This is a genomic window from Maritalea myrionectae (assembly GCF_003433515.1).
GTDB lineage: Bacteria > Pseudomonadota > Alphaproteobacteria > Rhizobiales > Devosiaceae > Maritalea > Maritalea myrionectae.
Genome location: NZ_CP021330.1, coordinates 1,172,415 through 1,189,680, shown reverse-complemented (window position 1 = coordinate 1,189,680; position 17,266 = coordinate 1,172,415). Strand labels below are relative to the sequence as shown.

The 17,266-nt window shown below is 52.7% G+C and carries 16 protein-coding genes; 7 read left to right on the top strand and 9 right to left on the bottom strand.

Annotated features, from left to right (window positions below; translation table 11 throughout):
- Nucleotides 1–13: 13 nt before the first annotated feature.
- The 3 genes from MXMO3_RS05760 to MXMO3_RS05750 form a co-directional block, all read right to left on the bottom strand.
- Nucleotides 14–439: a GFA family protein gene (locus MXMO3_RS05760; protein ID WP_117395242.1), complete on the bottom strand. Its 426-nt coding sequence runs from the start codon at nucleotides 437–439 to the stop codon at nucleotides 14–16.
- 99 nt (nucleotides 440–538) lie between these two features.
- On the bottom strand, nucleotides 539–2,125 hold the full coding sequence (locus MXMO3_RS05755; RefSeq protein WP_117395241.1) for an ABC transporter substrate-binding protein: 1,587 nt from the start codon (nucleotides 2,123–2,125) through the stop codon (nucleotides 539–541).
- A gap of 48 nt (nucleotides 2,126–2,173) precedes the next feature.
- A complete protein-coding gene (locus tag MXMO3_RS05750; protein WP_027834669.1) occupies nucleotides 2,174–2,758 on the bottom strand; it encodes a cupin domain-containing protein in 585 nt (194 codons plus the stop codon).
- Between the two features lie 212 nt (nucleotides 2,759–2,970).
- On the opposite strand from MXMO3_RS05750, the gene MXMO3_RS05745 reads away from it, so the two are divergent.
- From MXMO3_RS05745 to MXMO3_RS05730, 4 genes are read left to right on the top strand one after another with little or no spacing between them, the layout of a single operon-like run.
- A complete protein-coding gene (locus MXMO3_RS05745) occupies nucleotides 2,971–3,969 on the top strand; it encodes an ABC transporter permease (protein ID WP_027834670.1) in 999 nt (332 codons plus the stop codon).
- A 14-nt stretch (nucleotides 3,970–3,983) separates the two neighbouring features.
- Nucleotides 3,984–4,889 (top strand): ABC transporter permease, encoded by a 906-nt coding sequence (locus MXMO3_RS05740; protein WP_027834671.1) that lies wholly within the window; start codon nucleotides 3,984–3,986, stop codon nucleotides 4,887–4,889.
- Nucleotides 4,886–5,722, top strand: coding sequence for an ABC transporter ATP-binding protein (locus MXMO3_RS05735; protein WP_117395240.1), 837 nt, complete (start codon nucleotides 4,886–4,888; stop codon nucleotides 5,720–5,722). The genes MXMO3_RS05740 and MXMO3_RS05735 overlap by 4 nt, the downstream gene beginning before the upstream one ends.
- A complete protein-coding gene (locus MXMO3_RS05730) occupies nucleotides 5,719–6,462 on the top strand; it encodes an ABC transporter ATP-binding protein (protein ID WP_117395239.1) in 744 nt (247 codons plus the stop codon). The genes MXMO3_RS05735 and MXMO3_RS05730 overlap by 4 nt, the downstream gene beginning before the upstream one ends.
- A gap of 48 nt (nucleotides 6,463–6,510) precedes the next feature.
- Here the strand turns inward: MXMO3_RS05730 and MXMO3_RS05725 are convergent, their stop codons facing one another.
- Nucleotides 6,511–8,811, bottom strand: a complete 2,301-nt coding sequence (locus MXMO3_RS05725) for a methyl-accepting chemotaxis protein (RefSeq protein ID WP_162889143.1) — start codon at nucleotides 8,809–8,811, stop codon at nucleotides 6,511–6,513.
- A 501-nt stretch (nucleotides 8,812–9,312) separates the two neighbouring features.
- On the opposite strand from MXMO3_RS05725, the gene MXMO3_RS05720 reads away from it, so the two are divergent.
- From MXMO3_RS05720 to MXMO3_RS18630, 3 genes are all read left to right on the top strand, one after another.
- Nucleotides 9,313–10,047: a helix-turn-helix transcriptional regulator gene (locus MXMO3_RS05720; protein WP_084634105.1), complete on the top strand. Its 735-nt coding sequence runs from the start codon at nucleotides 9,313–9,315 to the stop codon at nucleotides 10,045–10,047.
- A gap of 88 nt (nucleotides 10,048–10,135) precedes the next feature.
- Complete coding sequence (locus tag MXMO3_RS05715; RefSeq protein ID WP_117395237.1) at nucleotides 10,136–11,059, top strand: diacylglycerol/lipid kinase family protein; 924 nt, start codon at nucleotides 10,136–10,138, stop codon at nucleotides 11,057–11,059.
- Nucleotides 11,060–11,102: 43 nt separating this feature from the next.
- Nucleotides 11,103–11,309 (top strand): hypothetical protein, encoded by a 207-nt coding sequence (locus tag MXMO3_RS18630; RefSeq protein ID WP_162889142.1) that lies wholly within the window; start codon nucleotides 11,103–11,105, stop codon nucleotides 11,307–11,309.
- A 62-nt stretch (nucleotides 11,310–11,371) separates the two neighbouring features.
- On the opposite strand, the gene MXMO3_RS05705 is transcribed toward MXMO3_RS18630, so the two are convergent.
- Genes MXMO3_RS05705 through MXMO3_RS05685 form a run of 5 tightly spaced genes read right to left on the bottom strand, consistent with a single transcriptional unit; the run spans nucleotide 11,372 to nucleotide 17,247 of the window.
- Nucleotides 11,372–12,502 carry a cupin domain-containing protein gene (locus tag MXMO3_RS05705; RefSeq protein ID WP_117396723.1) on the bottom strand — a complete coding sequence of 377 codons (1,131 nt, stop codon included), beginning with the start codon at nucleotides 12,500–12,502 and terminating at the stop codon, nucleotides 11,372–11,374.
- Nucleotides 12,503–12,515: 13 nt separating this feature from the next.
- Nucleotides 12,516–12,947 carry an SRPBCC family protein gene (locus MXMO3_RS05700; protein ID WP_117395235.1) on the bottom strand — a complete coding sequence of 144 codons (432 nt, stop codon included), beginning with the start codon at nucleotides 12,945–12,947 and terminating at the stop codon, nucleotides 12,516–12,518.
- A complete protein-coding gene (locus tag MXMO3_RS05695; protein ID WP_051213563.1) occupies nucleotides 12,934–13,557 on the bottom strand; it encodes a helix-turn-helix domain-containing protein in 624 nt (207 codons plus the stop codon). Before MXMO3_RS05695 ends, MXMO3_RS05700 begins: the two co-directional genes overlap by 14 nt.
- Nucleotides 13,547–15,154 carry a hydantoinase B/oxoprolinase family protein gene (locus MXMO3_RS05690; protein WP_117395234.1) on the bottom strand — a complete coding sequence of 536 codons (1,608 nt, stop codon included), beginning with the start codon at nucleotides 15,152–15,154 and terminating at the stop codon, nucleotides 13,547–13,549. Before MXMO3_RS05690 ends, MXMO3_RS05695 begins: the two co-directional genes overlap by 11 nt.
- Nucleotides 15,154–17,247 (bottom strand): hydantoinase/oxoprolinase family protein, encoded by a 2,094-nt coding sequence (locus MXMO3_RS05685; RefSeq protein WP_117395233.1) that lies wholly within the window; start codon nucleotides 17,245–17,247, stop codon nucleotides 15,154–15,156. The genes MXMO3_RS05690 and MXMO3_RS05685 overlap by 1 nt, the downstream gene beginning before the upstream one ends.
- Nucleotides 17,248–17,266: the final 19 nt, after the last annotated feature.

The window sequence follows — 17,266 nt, the reverse complement described above, 5'->3', positions numbered from 1 at the left end:
CAAAGCACAAAGATCAGTCTTGTGGCGTCCAATCAGGTTGGGTTTCAAAGGTTGCAACGTCCGCACCCAATTGATCCCAATGCTGCTTACGCCCTTCAAATATCACCACTTGAACCTCAAGCCCGGCCGCATCATCCAGCGTACCTAGCGAGAGGGTGATATATTCAGGAGTGCGGGTGTTTGTCCCAAAAAGGGGGCTGCCACACAGCCCACAAAAACCTTTAGTTACTGTGGAATCCTTGCTGGATTGATAGGTAAATTCCTTTGCCGGCCCGCTGGCGCTAAAACCAGATTTTGAAAACATCGCGCCAATAGTGTGCCCGGTGCCACTCAATCGGCGACATTCTTCACAATGGCATTGCGCCACAATCACCGGGGCGCCGATGACTTCATATTGGGTGGCGCCACAAAGGCATTTTCCAGCATATTTTTGAGTCATGGCCGCACTATAGGGCAATTGGTAAAAGCGGCAAACGAAAAGGCCGCCCGCCTTCCCGAAGGAAAACGAGCGGCCCGCTCACGACAAATCCAGGGAGGATTAGTCTTTTTCTACGAGACGGTAGAACACAAAGTCAGATGTGGCACCGTTGACGTATCCTTCAACATTTTCGCCCATGGCCACTTGGTAAGCAGCTTGGAACATAATGATGATTGGAGATTTTTCCTGAACGCGTTTCTGCAATTCAACGTACATTTCTTCACGCTTTGCAGGATCGCTTTCAGTCAAAGCCGCTTTGGTCATTTCGTTCAACTCATCAGGCACGGCCCATGCGTTACGCCATGTTGTGGTCGCAGCATATGAATCGTCTGAGTTGTCAGAGTTGTACGCAAAGGCTTTTGCGTTTGAGTGTGGGTCCATAAAGTCTGGGCCCCAATAAAGCAGCATGGCTTCGTGACTACGCTCACGATATTTCGTGATCACTTGTGAGCCAGTGCCCGGAATGATCTCGAAATTGATGCCAGCGTCAGCAAAGCTTGCTTGCAAAGACTGAGCCATGTCAGTGAATGGCGCTGCATTGATCACGTCCAAATCAACAGTGATTGGTGTTTCAATGCCAGCTTCTTCCAAGATTTGCTTAGCTTTTGCAGGGTCATAGCTATATGGCGTTTCGTCATATGAGCCAGGGAAGCCTTTAGGCCAGAATGCCTGGTGAACTTCCATTTGACCTTTAATGATCGAGTTGGTCATGCCTTCATAATCAACCAGGTAACGGGCAGCTTCCCACACCGCTTCAGGTGTCAGGCTGTCTGTTTTTTGGTTGAATGACAAGAAGTGCACAGCAGCTTGTGGGAAAGTTTCAACTTTCACATCGCCGTCCAAACCTTCAACCTGATCAGGTGTAAGGTTACGGGCCATGTCCACATCGCCAGACTGAAGCAACAATTGCTGTGTCGCGCTTTCTGCAACGTGACGCAACAACACTGATTTCATCTTAGGCGCACCTTTGAAGTAATCAGGGTTAGCTTCCAACCGCACCAATTCTGCCGGACGGTAAAGACCCAGTTCGAAAGGACCTGAGCCAGCTGAATTTGCATTCAACCAGGCATTGCCCATATCGCCGTCAACTTCATTGGCCATCACCAATTCTTTATCGACAACAGACGCTGGACGTGCCGCCAAAACGTTCATCACGAACGCTGGTGAAAAGTCGCCATCATATTTGATCGTCACAGTGCCGTCGCCAGTGGTGACCATGTCATCCACATTCTCAGCGGTCCAGCCAAGCTGCGCCAAGATAAAGGCAGGTGTCAGGTTCAATTTGATCACGCGACCCAATGAAAACGCCACATCTTCTGGACGAACTGGGTTACCAGAATGGAACACCGCGCCATCACGCAAATTGAAAACAATGGTTTTGTTTTCAGCGTCGATTTCCCAGCTTTCAGCCAAACCAGCGGCCAAAACTGTTGGATCTTCGGCATCATACTGTACCAAACGGTCATAAATATTGGTGACCAACTCGCCCGATGTAAATTCGTAGGCCTGCGCTGGGTCAATCGCAACAATATCATCAATATTTTGCGCAACGACCAAAGCGTTGTCTGGTGTAGCAGCTTGGGCTGCACCCGCTGCCATCGGCAGGGTAAACGCCGCTGCCAGCATTAAGGACTTGAGTAATTTCACTTCCGTTTCCTCCTTTTGGTCTTCACACCAACGCGGTGCGAATCCGATTTACTTTTTCGCCAAGCTCAGCTCACGAAAAAGGGTCAATGTGCCGGTCCAGATGATCTTTGCAGTCTCGTCAAATGGATTAGACCAGCTATGAGGAAGGCCACCGCGATAATGCAAACTATCGCCCACGCCCAGCTCATAGCAGGCATCAGCAACCGTCTGTTCAATCCGGCCTTCCAGCATATAGATGATTTCTTCGCCCTCATGTGACGCCACCTCTGACTGATAGCCAGGCGGGATCGTAAGGATCAGCGAAGACAGTTCGTTGGCGGGATGCTCAACAGCCAGCTTTTCATAAACCACTGAAGAGTCGCCAATATGAAATTTAGGGCGCGTGCTTTTGCGCGTAATGGCATTGGTGGCTTTGGGCATCGAGACGAAGTGCTCGATCTCCAAACCCAACGCCAAAGCAATCTGGCCCAATGTGGCCAAACTCGGCACTGCATTCTCGCGCTCAACTTGACTAAGATAGCCAGCAGATACCCCGGCCCGCTCGCCCAATTGCGTCAAAGTCAGCTTCATTCTGCGACGTTGTTCGCGAATCAAGCCTCCAACTGCAAATGTTTGTGGTGCTGCGATATTCAAGCTCGGCCTCCCTTTCCCAAGCGCATTCCATTAATAAAGTTATATACTATCAAAATAATTTTTGTATAGATAAAAAATGTTTGATTTTGGACTTTCTTCTATGCAAGTTTAGAAAAATTCCGAAATCCTTGGGGGGTATATCCGTGTCTCAAACCGACACAGTCGATATTTCAGCGCAAAGCTGGACCAACAATATCTGGCTCAAAAGATTTATGACGATCGCACAATTTTTCTTTGTGCTGTTCCTCACCTTTTTGGGCCTTCTGGCGATCACCTTCTTTATTGGCCGCGTGATTCCAATTGATCCAGTGCTGGCCATTGTGGGCGACCGCGCCACACAAGAGCTCTATGATGCCACACGTGAAGCCATGGGACTAGACCAACCTTTGGTGATCCAGTTCTTCACCTATGTTTTGGACGTGTTTCGCGGCGATCTTGGCAACTCAGCGTCCACCGGACGCTTGGTGATTGAAGATTTGAAACGGGTTTTCCCCGCCACATTGGAGATGGCCACCATCGGCATCATCATCGGCGTGGTTCTTGGCGTTCCCATGGGCGTCCTTTCCGCTGCGAACGAAGGCAAATGGGTTGACCAAATCTTCCGCGTGCTCGGCCTTGTAGGTTATTCCGTACCCGCCTTTTGGCTCGGCCTTGTGGGGCTTGCCTTGTTCTATGGCCATTTGGGCTGGGTCGCAGGTCCAGGCCGGATCGGTATTTTTTATGAAGGCATTGTCGAGCCCGTCACGGGACTTATCCTTGTGGATAGTTTGCTCCAAGGTGAATGGGAAATCTTCTATGATGCCATCCACCATTTGGTGCTCCCCGCAGCGATCCTCGGCTTTTTCTCTCTGGCCTACATCGCACGGATGACCCGCTCTTTCATGCTCGACCAACTCAGCCAAGAGTTTGTCACCACTGCACGGGTTAAAGGCGTGCCGGAATATAAAGTGATCTGGAAACATGCCTTCTTGCCCATTCGCGTACCGCTCATCACCGTGATCGGTCTGTCCTATGCGGGCCTTTTGGAAGGCTCAGTGATGATTGAAACGGTCTTTTCATGGCCCGGCATCGGCAATTACCTCACCGTCGCCCTACTCAACGCCGATATGAATGCGGTTCTGGGCGCCACTTTGGTGATCGGTGCGGTCTTTATCTTTATCAACAAAATCTCGGATGTACTTTATCGCGTCCTTGACCCCAGAAGTCGGTAAAAGGAGCCAATGAAATGAGCAATATGACCGAATGGCTTTTATCCGACAGCCCCACCTCCAAAGGTCAAGCCTTTGCGGGGCGCACATGGCGCATGTGGTTGTCCTTACTTGGCAATCCGCTGGCCATCACGGGCCTGATTATCGTGGTGGTATTGGTGCTGATGGCCGCTTTCGCGCCCCTGATCGCCCCTTATTCACCCATTGGACAAGACCTTGAAAACCGCCTTTTGCCGCCAAGCTGGCAGCATTGGATGGGCACAGACGAACTGGGCCGCGACATCTTTTCGCGCGTGGTCTATGGCTCTCGCCTCACCTTGATGATTGTGCTTTTGGTGGCCGCTATTTCCGCCCCGATTGGCTTGGTGATCGGCGCCATCTCCGGCTATTTCGGCGGTTGGGTCGATAAGGTGATGATGGGCATTACCGACATTTTCTTGTCCATGCCAAAGCTAATCATGGCGCTGGCCTTTGTGGCGGCGCTTGGGCCGGGCATTGAAAACGCGATTATCGCCATTGCCATCACCGCATGGCCAGCTTACGCCCGGATTGCACGGGCAGAAACGCTGACCTTCCGCAATGCCGAATTTATCGACGCGATCAAATTGCAAGGTGCCTCGCCTGCCCGCATCATCATCAATCACGTGCTGCCCTTGTGCACATCTTCAATGATCGTACGGGTCACGCTGGACATGGCGGGCATTATTTTGACTGCGGCGGGCCTGGGCTTTTTGGGCCTTGGGGCGCAACCTCCATTGCCAGAATGGGGCGCCATGATTTCGCGTGGCCGCGCCTTTATTCTGGATCAATGGTGGGTGGCCACCATGCCAGGCTTCGCCATCATCGTTGTTTCGCTTGGTTTCTGCTTCTTAGGCGATGGCCTGCGCGACATTCTTGACCCCAAAAATGAGGGCAAATCATGAGCCAGAAACTGCTTGAAGTTGAAGATTTGCGTGTCACCTTCCCCACTCATCAAGGGGATGTGGAGGTGGTCAAAGGCATCAGTTTTGACCTAGGCCGCGAGCGTTTGGCGATTGTGGGCGAAAGTGGCTCTGGCAAATCCATGACCGGCCGCGCAATTCTCAAATTGATCCGCTCACCGGGACGCGTTACGGCCAAAAAGTTCATCTTTGATGGCATTGATTTGAACAAACAGTCCGAACGCCAAATGCGTAAACTGCGCGGTGCCCGGATTTCCATGGTGATGCAGGATCCTAAATTCTCGCTCAATCCAGTGTTGAGCATTGAGGATCAGATCGCCGAAGCCCTGCGCACGCACCAAACACTCACCCGCAAAGAACTGGATGAGAAAGTGCTGCACATGCTGGAGCAAGTGCGGATCAACGATCCTGCGCGGGTGGCCAAGCTTTATCCGCACGAAGTGTCTGGCGGCATGGGCCAACGCATCATGATCGCCATGATGCTGATCCCTGAGCCTGACCTGTTGATCGCAGACGAACCAACTTCGGCGCTCGATGTGTCGGTGCAGGCACAAGTATTGGATCTGATCGACAATTTGATTCGAGAAAAAGGTATGGGCCTCATCCTGATCAGCCACGATTTGAACCTGGTCGCAAACTATGCAGATCGCGTGTTGGTGATGAATGCGGGCGAAATTGTCGAGCAGCGCGACGCCGCTGACCTGCAAAACGCGACGCATCCCTATACGCAAGGCCTGCTCAACGCCATGCCGCGCCTCGATGAAACACGCGACGAACTTCCCACCCTTGATCGAACCCAATGGGCTGCAACATGAGTGCAATTGAACTGAACAATCTCAACATTGCCTATTCCTCCGTGCAAGTGGTGCACGGCGCCAGCCTGACCGTTGAGGAAGGCGAAAGCTTTGCGCTTGTGGGCGAATCTGGCTCTGGTAAATCCACAATTCTGAAAGCCATTTGCGGGCTGAATGATGAATGGACAGGCGAAATCAAGCTCTACGGCGAAAAAGTAGACCCGCGCAAACGCGCTGACATTTCCCGCATTTCACAGATGGTGTTCCAAGACCCATATGGCTCTTTGCATCCCCGCAAAACAGTCGACACCACGCTGAGCGAGCCATTGACCATTCATGGCATCAAGGACAACGGCGACCGTGTGGTGGAAATGCTCAACGCCGTAGGGCTGGACCAGCGCTATCGCTTCCGCTTTCCACACCAAATGTCCGGCGGCCAGCGCCAACGCGTGGCCATTGCCCGGGCATTGATGCTCAAACCTAAACTGATGCTTTTGGATGAACCAACATCCGCGCTCGACGTGTCGGTGCAAGCAGAGATTTTGAACCTGCTCAAACAATTGCGCAAAGATCAGAATTTGACCTTCCTGCTCGTCACCCATGACCTGCCAGTTGTGTCGTTCCTGTGCGATCGTCTTGCGGTGATGAAGAAGGGGAAGATTGTGGAAATCGCAACCCGCGATCAGTTGGCCAAGGGCACGTTTAGCGAGCCCTATTCGCAAGAGCTTTATCAAGCCAGCAAACATGAGCATGTGGCATAAAAAAAGGCGGCTCTAAAGCCGCCTTTTCTGTTCCAAACTGAACTACACTTAAAATTCTTGCCAATCAGGATCGACTTCCAAAGCGGCATTGCCGCTGCTGGCATAAGCCGCAGACCTGGGTGCCGAAGCCTCGGCAGCTTTTGCCGCTGGCTTTTCAACCCGAGCTGCTGGCGCATTGCCCGTCGCTTTGGTCATATTTTCATCCAACTTGAACACCGCAACAATCCGGTCCAGCTCTTCCGCTTGACCTTCAGTTTGTTCAATCGCTGCGTTGGTCTGTTCCACCAAGGCCGCGTTATGCTGGGTGGTTTCATCCATATCCCGCACAGCTTGGTTGATCTCGCTGATGGAGCTGGCTTGCGCTTTGCTTTTGTCTGCGATGGACACCATCAAATCATTATTTGATCGTGCCGCCTCAAGCATGGTTTCAAGGTTGGCCGCTGCATCCGCCACCAATTTTGACCCATCGCCCACTTCGGCAACAGATTGCTCAATAAGCTTCTTCACATCTGCCGAGGCGTTGGCCGCACTTTGGGCCAAGCGCCGCACTTCCACGGCCACAACCGCAAAGCCTTTACCAGCTTCACCAGCTCGCGCCGCTTCCACCGAAGCGTTCAGGGCCAAGAGGTTGGTTTGGAACGCGATGTCATCGATCATACCGATGATTTTTGAAATCTCATTGGATGAGGTGGTGATCCGTTCCATGGCCATATTGGCCTGGCGCATCACTTCGCCACCTTCTTCAGCGGTTTGACGCACTTTCTCAGCATTGGTGCTGGCGTCAGATGCCTCTTGCGCATTTTCCAACACTGTGTTGGACAGTTGCTCCATGGCCGCTGATGTTTCTTCAATGGTTGCGGCCTGACGGGTGGTCCGATCCGAAAGATCATTTGCACCTGACAGGATTTCGCTTGTCGCCACTTTCAACTGCCGCGAGGTACTGCGCAAGCGACTGATCACGTCGGCTAGCTTGTCGCCCACCTCGTTGGTGTCGTTTTTGAGCTGCAAGAACGCACCATGATAATCGCCCTGCACACGCTGAGTCAGGTCCGTATCAGCCAACGCGGCTAAAACACGGGCAACTTCGCTAATGCCATTATCAACGGTCTCAACAAGACTGTTCACACCATGGGCAAGATTGTTCAATTCCGCATCGGGGAATTCTTTATCCACCCGCATGGAGAAATCGCCAATCACAGCGGCATCCACCACATCACCAAAGGAGGCCCCCAATTCGCGCATCATCTCTGCGCGTTCGCGTATGCGTTTATCGGCAGCGATTTTTTCTTCCTCGGTCATCTCGGTAATGCGGCGTCCATTTTGTCGGAACACCTCAACCGCACGGGCCATATCGCCAATCTCGTCATCTCGATTGTCAAAGCCCACTTCGACATCATAGTCGCCATCCGCAATTTCTTGCATGCCTTGGGTCATTGATTTCAGCGGACCTGTAATCACTTTTTGGAACACCAAGAAGATCACACCGACAGCCGCAAGCGCAGCAATAATCGTGGCGATAACCGCGTCGCGGCGGCTCTCATTAAGCGGCGCAAACACAACGCCTTTATCCACGACCACGCCAACATACCAATCAACAGCAGGCAGATCGCCAATCCTGTTAAACCCAATGAAGCTTGAGGTCCCCGCATCATCGACATCTTGAATGCTGCCATCAAAGGCCAAGCTGCTGTTGCCAAATACATCGCCAACTGGCTGGCCAATATTGTCCGCATTCCCATGAATAATGATCTTGCCATCACCAGTCGCCAAAAACGCGTAAGTGCCCTTATGGTTCACTTCTTCGAGCATTTCAGTGATGGATGTAATGGTGAAGTCACCACCGATCACGCCTTTAACCTTATTCCCGCTCATCACAGGGGTCGCCACAGTAACGGTCAGATTGCCAGTTGAGGCATCTTGATAAGGTTCTGTAAGCGAAGTTGCCTGATTGCTGGCCACATCCTGATACCAGGGGCGCTGACGCGGATCATAGTCAGCCGGAAGATCCTGCGGTGGGTGAATCAAAAAATTACCCGTGGCGTCTTCGCCAAAATAGACGGCGTTAAAATTGTCTTCCAAAATCTTATATTTCAACTCAGCTGAGGCGTCTGCCTCTGCATCCAAGGATGCAATCTTTTCGCCCTGGAGTTCGATCAAAAGTGTCCGCTCCCCAAACCATGCTGAGACTCGGTCACTCATATTTTCGCCGATGGTCGCTATTTCTTCCCGCATGGTCGCCTCTGCTTGCGCACTGCGGTTAACATCAAGAAAAACTGCGAATGACACAAAACACACGACAACCACACCAACGGTTGCGAGCATTGCCTTCGTTGCAACACCTAATTTCATGTTAGCTCTCTCCAATTCAAACCTAACCTTCTGCATCGCAGTGCACAAAGGCAATTGAATCGAGATAGTTGCATACTTTCCTTAAGATAAGATTGCTCATCTTTTTGACCCGACAACAAAAATATCCCCTTACTTCCTCAAAATTTGAGCACTTCTACTTACCCAAAAACTATCCCTTTGAGAAAATACGGCCATCAAAATCTAAAGCCGAATAATGGCGCTGAATACACAAAATATACATCTCAAAGTGAAGCAAATCGCCGCCATCCTGCCAAATTGGAAAATTTTTATTACGTACTATTCCAAACGAAATAATTTATTCATGCAAAGATTTGGCACCGACAAGATTGGTCGCAAAACCGACACAGGGAAAACCCCATAAACCCATATAAATTATTGAATATAATGACATTTTCGTGATCGATGAGGTGGATTGGTACAGCCAAACCCATTGACAAAAATTTTCTGATCATTTGGTATATCGTTGTAACAAACTATTAAATGAGTGCTGTTGTGGCTTTGAAAAAGCTTTCACATTTGCAGAATACGCCGCTCGAAAAGTTTCACTCAATTGATGAAGCCGAAACATGCCTCAATTATTGGGCAGACTGCTTCGAAGTTCGCCATATGGCCTATCTGGCCACAGATCTCGCCGAAAAAAATCCCAAAACTGCCTGCTTGGTCACGACCTACCCCAAAAAATGGGTGAAGCGATATTTAGAATGCGACTATGTGAGCATTGATCCAGTGATCAAATTGGCCAGAGAGCATACCCGGCCCTTTTATTGGTCAGAATGTGCGTCCGATGACGCTGACATAAAAGAGTTCTTCGATGACGCCAAAGCCCATGGTTTGGGGGAGCAAGGCCTCACCATACCGATCCACGGTGCCAAGGCCGATAAAGCCATGTTCTCGGTCGCTTCAGATCTGGGCGTTGACGAGTGGCAAGGATTTTGCGCCCAGCATATGGGAAACCTGATCCTATTCTCATTGCAATATCACATGGCAACAATCGACGTTCGGGGCGCCCTTTTAAATCGTCCCAAGCTGAAATACCGCGAAGTCGAAATTTTGTATTGGATCGCTGAAGGCAAAACTGCTTGGGAAACAAGTAGGATTCTTGATATTTCAGAAAAAACGGTGGAACACGGATTGAAGCAAATCCGTTCTAAGTTTAATGCCACCAACACAACGCACGCCGTTAGTCTCGCATTCCGTTTCGGGATTTTGCATTAACGCGCCCCATTGATCTAATAATGGAGCTGGCAGATAATTGCCGAATGCTCCACAATTCGGCGCTCTCCAACCTGAAAGCAAAGTACCCATGCAAATTTGCGCGTTACTAAACAAAGATGGCGGCACACTGAAAACCATCGACATTGAGGAGTTTGCTCAAAACATCAGGGAGAAGTTTGAAGCCGAAGGGCACGAAATCGACATTGAGATTGTTGCCGGCGACCAGTTAATCGAGACGCTTGAGAGCATTGCGGAAAACAGCAAATGTGAAGTCGTGTTGGCAGGCGGTGGCGATGGCACCATTTCGGCCGCAGCGCAATATTGCTGGCAAAGCAACAAATCACTGGGCGTCATCCCAGCAGGCACCATGAATTTATTTGCCCGCTCGCTGGGCCTGCCGCTGAACCTTGAAGACGCGATCGATGCGCTGGCGACCGGCAAACAAGAAAAGGTCGACGTCGCCACTGCTAACGGTCAACTATTCTTGCACCAATTATCCGTCGGGTTGCATCCCAAAATCGTCAAGCTGCGCGACAAGCAGGAACATCAATCGCGGTTCCAAAAGATTTTCGGTAGCATCAAGGCAGCGCTGACCACATTCAGCACCCCGCTGCATTATACAATTAACCTCAGCCTGGACGGCCATGAGCAGCAAGAAAAACTCAGCCTTATTACTGTTTCAAACAACAAATATGGCCGTGGTCATATGCCCTATGCAGATTTTCCGCAGGCAGGTGAGCTGGGCGTTTACAGCGCCCGCCCCCTACCGACCCAAGCCAACCTAAAGCTGGCCTCTGACCTCCTATTGGGGACCTGGGATACAAACCCCGATCTGCAAGAGCGTACCGCCCGCAACGTGTCGATCCGTTTTGCCAACAGCAAAAAAACGCCCGACATCACGATTGATGGCGAACTGGTTTCCGGGGAAAAGCGCTATGACATCGAAATTCAACCCAAGGCGTTGCGCGTGCTAGCACCAACCGAACCGGAAACGGCGCAAGACGAAAGCTAGGCAGAGCTTAAAGCCGCAACAGCACGATCTAAAAGGTAATCACATGGCCCACATCAACAGATTTTTCATCACCTTCGGCTTCTTGCTCTTCGGCCTCTTCTTGTGGGTACGCCTTTCCGGCACATTTGGCGTGATCCTTTTTATCGTGTGCGGTTTGGTCGGCGCCATATTGGGCAATATTGTGTTTCGCAAACAGGCCTCGGACAAACAGATCAAAGAGGATCTGCAAAACCGCCTCGACAACGACTAAAAAAGCGCGACCCCGAAGGACCGCGCCAACATGCTGCTGAAAGTTCAGCATGCGCTCAACTCTTAATCTGCCGCCACTTCCGTTTCAAAGTCTGATGGCAACGTGATTTCCAACAGCTCACAATCGTCAGAACAATTGCGATAGGCCGCTTTCATAAAGGGCGGCACCACAAATGCGTCGCCCGCCACCAGATCATAAGGCTCTTCGCCATCCACCATCAGGGTCATGCTGCCTTCTTTGACGAAGGTGAACAGAATATCGGTATTGTGGCTGGTGCGCGGTGCCACTTCGCCTTTGATGGGCCGCGCCACTTGCACACCGGCCACGCCTTTAGTCGCCGCGCCAATGCCCGTATCCCGCGCTTCAAACCCAGGAATGCGCCACGGCTTCCAAGTGGCTTCGGCCACTTTGTCATAGACAAATTTGGTGCCCTGCCATTCCCGATCCGGGTCGCCTTTGCCATTGGGCAAGGTCATTTCGTGGTCGATGGTGGTCACATGGTCGGCAGGCACGCCGATTTCCACCACTTCCACATTGTCCGATGCTTCCATCACGCGGTGGCGGATTTCTGGTGGTTGGATCACGCAATCGCCTGCAGTCAGGTGAATTTTGTCCCCCTGATCCTCGTAAAGCACATCGACCCAGCCGCGATAGCAAAAGATCAACTGAAAACCGACCGTGTGATAATGAACCATATCCGGTACCGGCCCACCATCGGGAATGCGGATGTGTGAGGCAATGATGGAGCCGCCCAACCGATCCGGGATCAAATCGCGATAGCGCATGCCCGCGCGGCCTATCACCCAGCTGTCACTATCCTTCAAGCGCCGCACCAAAAAACTATGCTGTGTTTCGGGCTGCACCAAAGGCGGGTTGGCATCGATAATTTCAATCTGAGTACCATTTGGTGCAGTCAGCTTGGTTTGCCCACCGGCAAACTTATCTGGATCATCGCAATTCAGGCGCAAACTATGCACCGTGCTGGTCGCATCACGATCCAACCGGATAGAGACGCCATGGCCAGAGATCACGGCCACGCTGGGGTCATCTGCCGGAAAAATCTTATCCAAACGAAAGCCCAGCCGTTTCAGGTAAAACGGCAAATCCTGTTTCAAATCATTGGTCGGCAACACAATTTCTGCGCCCCGCACCAAATCCGGATTTGTATTCAACTCAGCATTTTGCGGATCCATGACCATCTCCTCCCTATTGATGTTCAAGGCGCGCTTTGACCAGCATCACCTCGGTCTCATGGCATGTTTTGAGCTTGTGCCAGCGGAAATCGTCCATATCGGCCTGTCGCCACACCATCAGCGAGAAAACGCTCTGGTCAGCGCCAAGGCCCATGGTCGGGCCGGGCAAAATGCGCGCACTGATCCGGGCTGTAAAAGGCCCAGCTTCGGTGGCAGATAGCAAATAATGCACCATGTGAAACGCGGGCTCATAGCCCACCTTGACGTAGATTTCACCACCATCAAAAAGGCTTTTGCCTTTTGTCACGCCATCGCCAAGCGTTTCAATTTCCCAAGTGCCAAAGGTCCACTGGTCCAGATTTTGCGGCGAGGCGACAAAATCCACCACCTTGTCGTGGGGCGCATCAATCACGATGGAGGTGATATGGCTATCAAGAATGCTCATTGATAAAGCCTTCTGATTTGCCATCAATATTGGTCACCACCAAAATCTTTGCCGGGCCATCGCCCCCCGCCACATAGGCATGGGCCATGCTGCCATCAAAATAAATGCTGTCGCCTTGATTGAGCAAAGTGGGGGAATAAAAATCCGTATAAAGGATCAACTGCCCTTCAAGCACATATAAAAACTCTTCGCCCGCATGGCTGGCCAAACCGCCCGCTTCTTCAAGCGAACGTTTGGTGACCGTATTCACCGCCGGATGCATCTTCTTGTTGGCCAGATCGGTGGACAGCACTTCCGCCACATAACGCGCGGTCTCGATAGGCGGCTGCTCCCCGGCCCGCGAAATCGACCGCACACCGGTCCGCATCGGCTGGGCCGCCGCTTCAAAAAAGGCCGTGATATCTACATCTAGCGCCTGACTAAGAATATAAAGATTGTGCGCACTCACTGGCGTTTGCTCATTTTCCACCCGCGACAATGTCGCCTCGGAAATGCTGGTGATGCGCGCCAGCTCACTCAGCGAATATTTCTTGGCTTTGCGGAAGGCTTTCACCTGCGCGCCGACTTTCAAATCCTCAAAATTTGGCCTGCGTGATGGGTCAGTCGCCATTCTTTTGCTCCTTTACGTCCGGGTGGCCGAATCCGCCACCGCCGGGCAATTCTACCACCAGGCTGTCGCCTGCGGGAACCAGATGAATGCCTTTGCCTTTCAAAGCTGGCCCTGTGCCCAAATAGGCTTTGCCCAACGCGCCGGGCTCGCCGCCTTCGCGCCCCGCTGCCGCGTTGTTCAGCCGATCAAATGTAGCCGCAGAAATGGTGAAAGGTGCCGCCTCGCGGTTCGCCACTTCAATCACTTGCCCATGGCCGCCGCGATATTTGCCCTTGCCGCCACTGTCGCGCAAAATCCGTTTGCGCTTGAACCACAAGGGGCACTGGCTTTCGGTGATCTCCACCGGAATAGACCCCACGCCCGACGGAAACGCCATCGCGTTCAGCCCATCCTTGCCGGGCCGTCCACCAATGCCGCCGATGGCCACATTCATCACATTAAAGCGGCTTGTGTCCTTCAATTCACTCGGCAGTGCATGGCCATGAGCAGACGCCATTGCCAACACCCAAATGCTGCCCGCGCTTTCCGCCTGAACCCGGTTCGGCAGCGCCTGCGCGAGACAACCAAACACCGCATCAGGCAGCATTTGGCCGATCACATGACGGGCCGTAACCGGGCTGGGAGATACCGGATCGACGCAAGTCCCCGGTTCGCTAATAAGATCAAAACAGCCCAGTGAGCCAGCATTGTTCGGCACATCAGGCGCGATCACCGCTTTCAGCCCAAACACCACATAGGCTTGGCTATAGGTGCGTGGCGAGTTGATCCCATAATTAGACGCAGGCGAACTGCCCGACAGATCAATGGTGATCTGGTCACCCTCTACCCGCAATTCGGTTTTGATGGTGATCGGGCTTTCATACCCATCCAATGGCAAATCATAATGATAGACACCATCCGGCACTTCACGGATCGCCTTTTGCGTCGCGGCTTTGGAGGTCTCCAAAATATGTGCCGCCAAATCATCCAATCCATCGATCTGAAATTCTTCCATCATCTCAACCAGTCGATTAACGCCCGTATCATTGGCGCTGATCAGCGACATCAAATCGCCGCGCACTTCCACCGGATTGCGGGTATTGGCCAAGATCACGCTGAGCAAATCTTCATTGAGCTGCCCTTCGCGGCGCAAATACATATGCGGCACCAAAGTGCCCTCTTCATAAATCGACGTCGCATCCGCAGAGAACCCGACACCACCCACATCAATCACATGGCAGGTCGAGGCGAAAAGCCCGATCGCTTTGCCGTTGTAAAAAGCAGGTGTGACCACCACAAAGTCAAACAAATGCCCGGTGCCCATCCATGGGTCGTTGCTCACCAACACATCGCCGGGCTTTAGCGTTTCCACAGGATAGCGTTCTAAGAAATGCACGACCGCATTGGCCATGGTGTTCACATGCCCAGGTGTGCCCGTCACCGCTTGCGCCAACATCGCCCCATTCAAATCATAGACCCCGGCAGACAGATCGCCCGCCTCCCGCGCCACCGCACCAAAGGCCGTGCGCAGCAGGGATTGCGCCTGTTCTTCCACCACGGAAATCAGGCGGTTCCACATCACTTGGGTGCGAATAGCGTCATGAGCGTTCTGGCGCATTAGACAGCCTCCTTGCGGGTCAAAATGATGTAGCTATGGGCGTCAATCTCCGCATTAAATTGCGACGTGACAATAGTCGACGTTTCATGCTCTGCGATGATGGCAGGACCGGAAATCTTCGCACCAACGGGCAAGTCAAACCGCCAGAATACAGGTGTTTCCAACATCGCCCCCTGCGCCCCGTCAAACAATTCGCGATGGCTGCGCGGTGCAATCTCAGTCGCTGCACCTTCTCCGAAGGTGGGCGATACCCCATCGTCAATTTCGCACAATACAGTCACAGACCAGGTGACGATTTCGCTTGGCACATTGTCCAAGGTCACGCCGTAAATGGCACGATATTGCGTTTCGAACTGATCGTGAATCCACTGTGCATCCGCAGCGTCTAGCGTGCCTTCAGGCAACACAACTTGAAGCTCGTGCCCCTGCCCTTGATAGCGAATATCTACCACACGCTGCACCTGCGCCTCACGGTCACCAGCGGCCGGGCGCACAATATCGCCCGCCTCGCGCGCCATATCTTCAAGCATCTCATTGGCGCGTTTCATGTCCGGATGGTCCAACGCCATCGGGAAGCTGCGCGTCACTTCATAGGAAATCGGTGCCCGCAAGAAGCCAATAGCAGAGCCAACCCCGGCCCCAGCAGGCACAATCATTTTGTTGATCGACAGCTTCTCCGCCAGGCGGCAAAGGTGCAGCGGTGCCCCGCCGCCAAAGGCAATCATGGTGCTGGCGGCAATGTCGCGACCCCGCTCAATGGCGTGCACCCGCGCCGCATTGGCCATATTTTCTTCGACAATTTCCACCACGCCAGCAGCGGGCCAAAATTCATCCAACCCCAATGGTGCACCAATTTGCTGGCCCAACGCGTCCCGCGCTGCATCCGGATATAGCGGCAGCTTGCCGCCAGCGAAATAGGCCGGATCAATTTTACCAAGCACCAAATTGGCATCGGTGACCGTCGCCAATTCACCGCCACGGCCATAGCTAACCGGACCGGGTTCAGACCCTGCGCTATCCGGCCCGACCTTGATGCGCTGCATGGCATCGATCCGCGCGATGGACCCACCACCTGCACCGATCTCCACCATTTCAATCACCGGGATACGCACGGGCCAGCCGGACCCTTTTGTGTCGCGATAGGTGCGGGCAATTTCGAAATGCCGCGCCCGCTCGGGCACCGCGCCAGCAATCAAGCAAATCTTGGCCGTGGTGCCGCCCATGTCGAAGGAGAGTACATTGTCCAAATCACATTGCTTGGCGATATGGCTGGCCAAAATCGCCCCACCTGCCGGGCCGGATTCCACCAACCGAATGGGGAACCGTGCAGCACTCTCCAGCGTGGTGAGACCACCGCCGGACATCATCAAAAATAATGGCGCATCAATGCCAAGCTCAGAAAGCTCTTTCGCCAACCGCGTGAGATAGCCTTCGATCAGCGGCCGCACAGACGCATTGGCACATGTGGTTGAAAAGCGCTCATATTCGCGAATTTCCGGGCAAACTTCATGGGAGACACAAATGGTCACCCGCTCTCCCAGCTCGCGCCGTACAATGTCCCGCGCCCGCTTTTCATGTTCGCTATGGGCATAGGCGTGCAAGAAGCCGATGGCCACCGCCTCAACCTTCCCAGCACGCAGTTCAGCGCAGATTTTGACCAATTCGTCTTCATCGAGCGCCGCCAACACATCGCCATCTTGCGCCAACCGTTCGGCTACCCCGAAACGCAGTGCGGCAGGCACAATGGCGGGTGGCATATCGATCATCAAATCATAATGGTCAAAGCGCTTTTCGTAGCCCAACTCCAACACATCTTCGAAGCCTTTGGTGGTGATCAGCGCCGTTTTCGCCACTTTGCGTTCAATCAGCGCGTTCGTCGCCAGGGTTGTGCCATGCACAAAGACGTCAATATCAGCGGGATCGACCTGTGCCTCTTCCAGCACCAAGCGCACACCATCCAACAGGCCCAATTCAGGATTTTGCACATTGGTCAGCACTTTGGCGCTATGGCGCACATCGCCCAACTCCAGCACCACATCAGTAAAGGTGCCGCCAATATCTACCGCCAGTCGGACAGATTTATCGCCTCGCATATGCGCCTCTTCCTCCTGA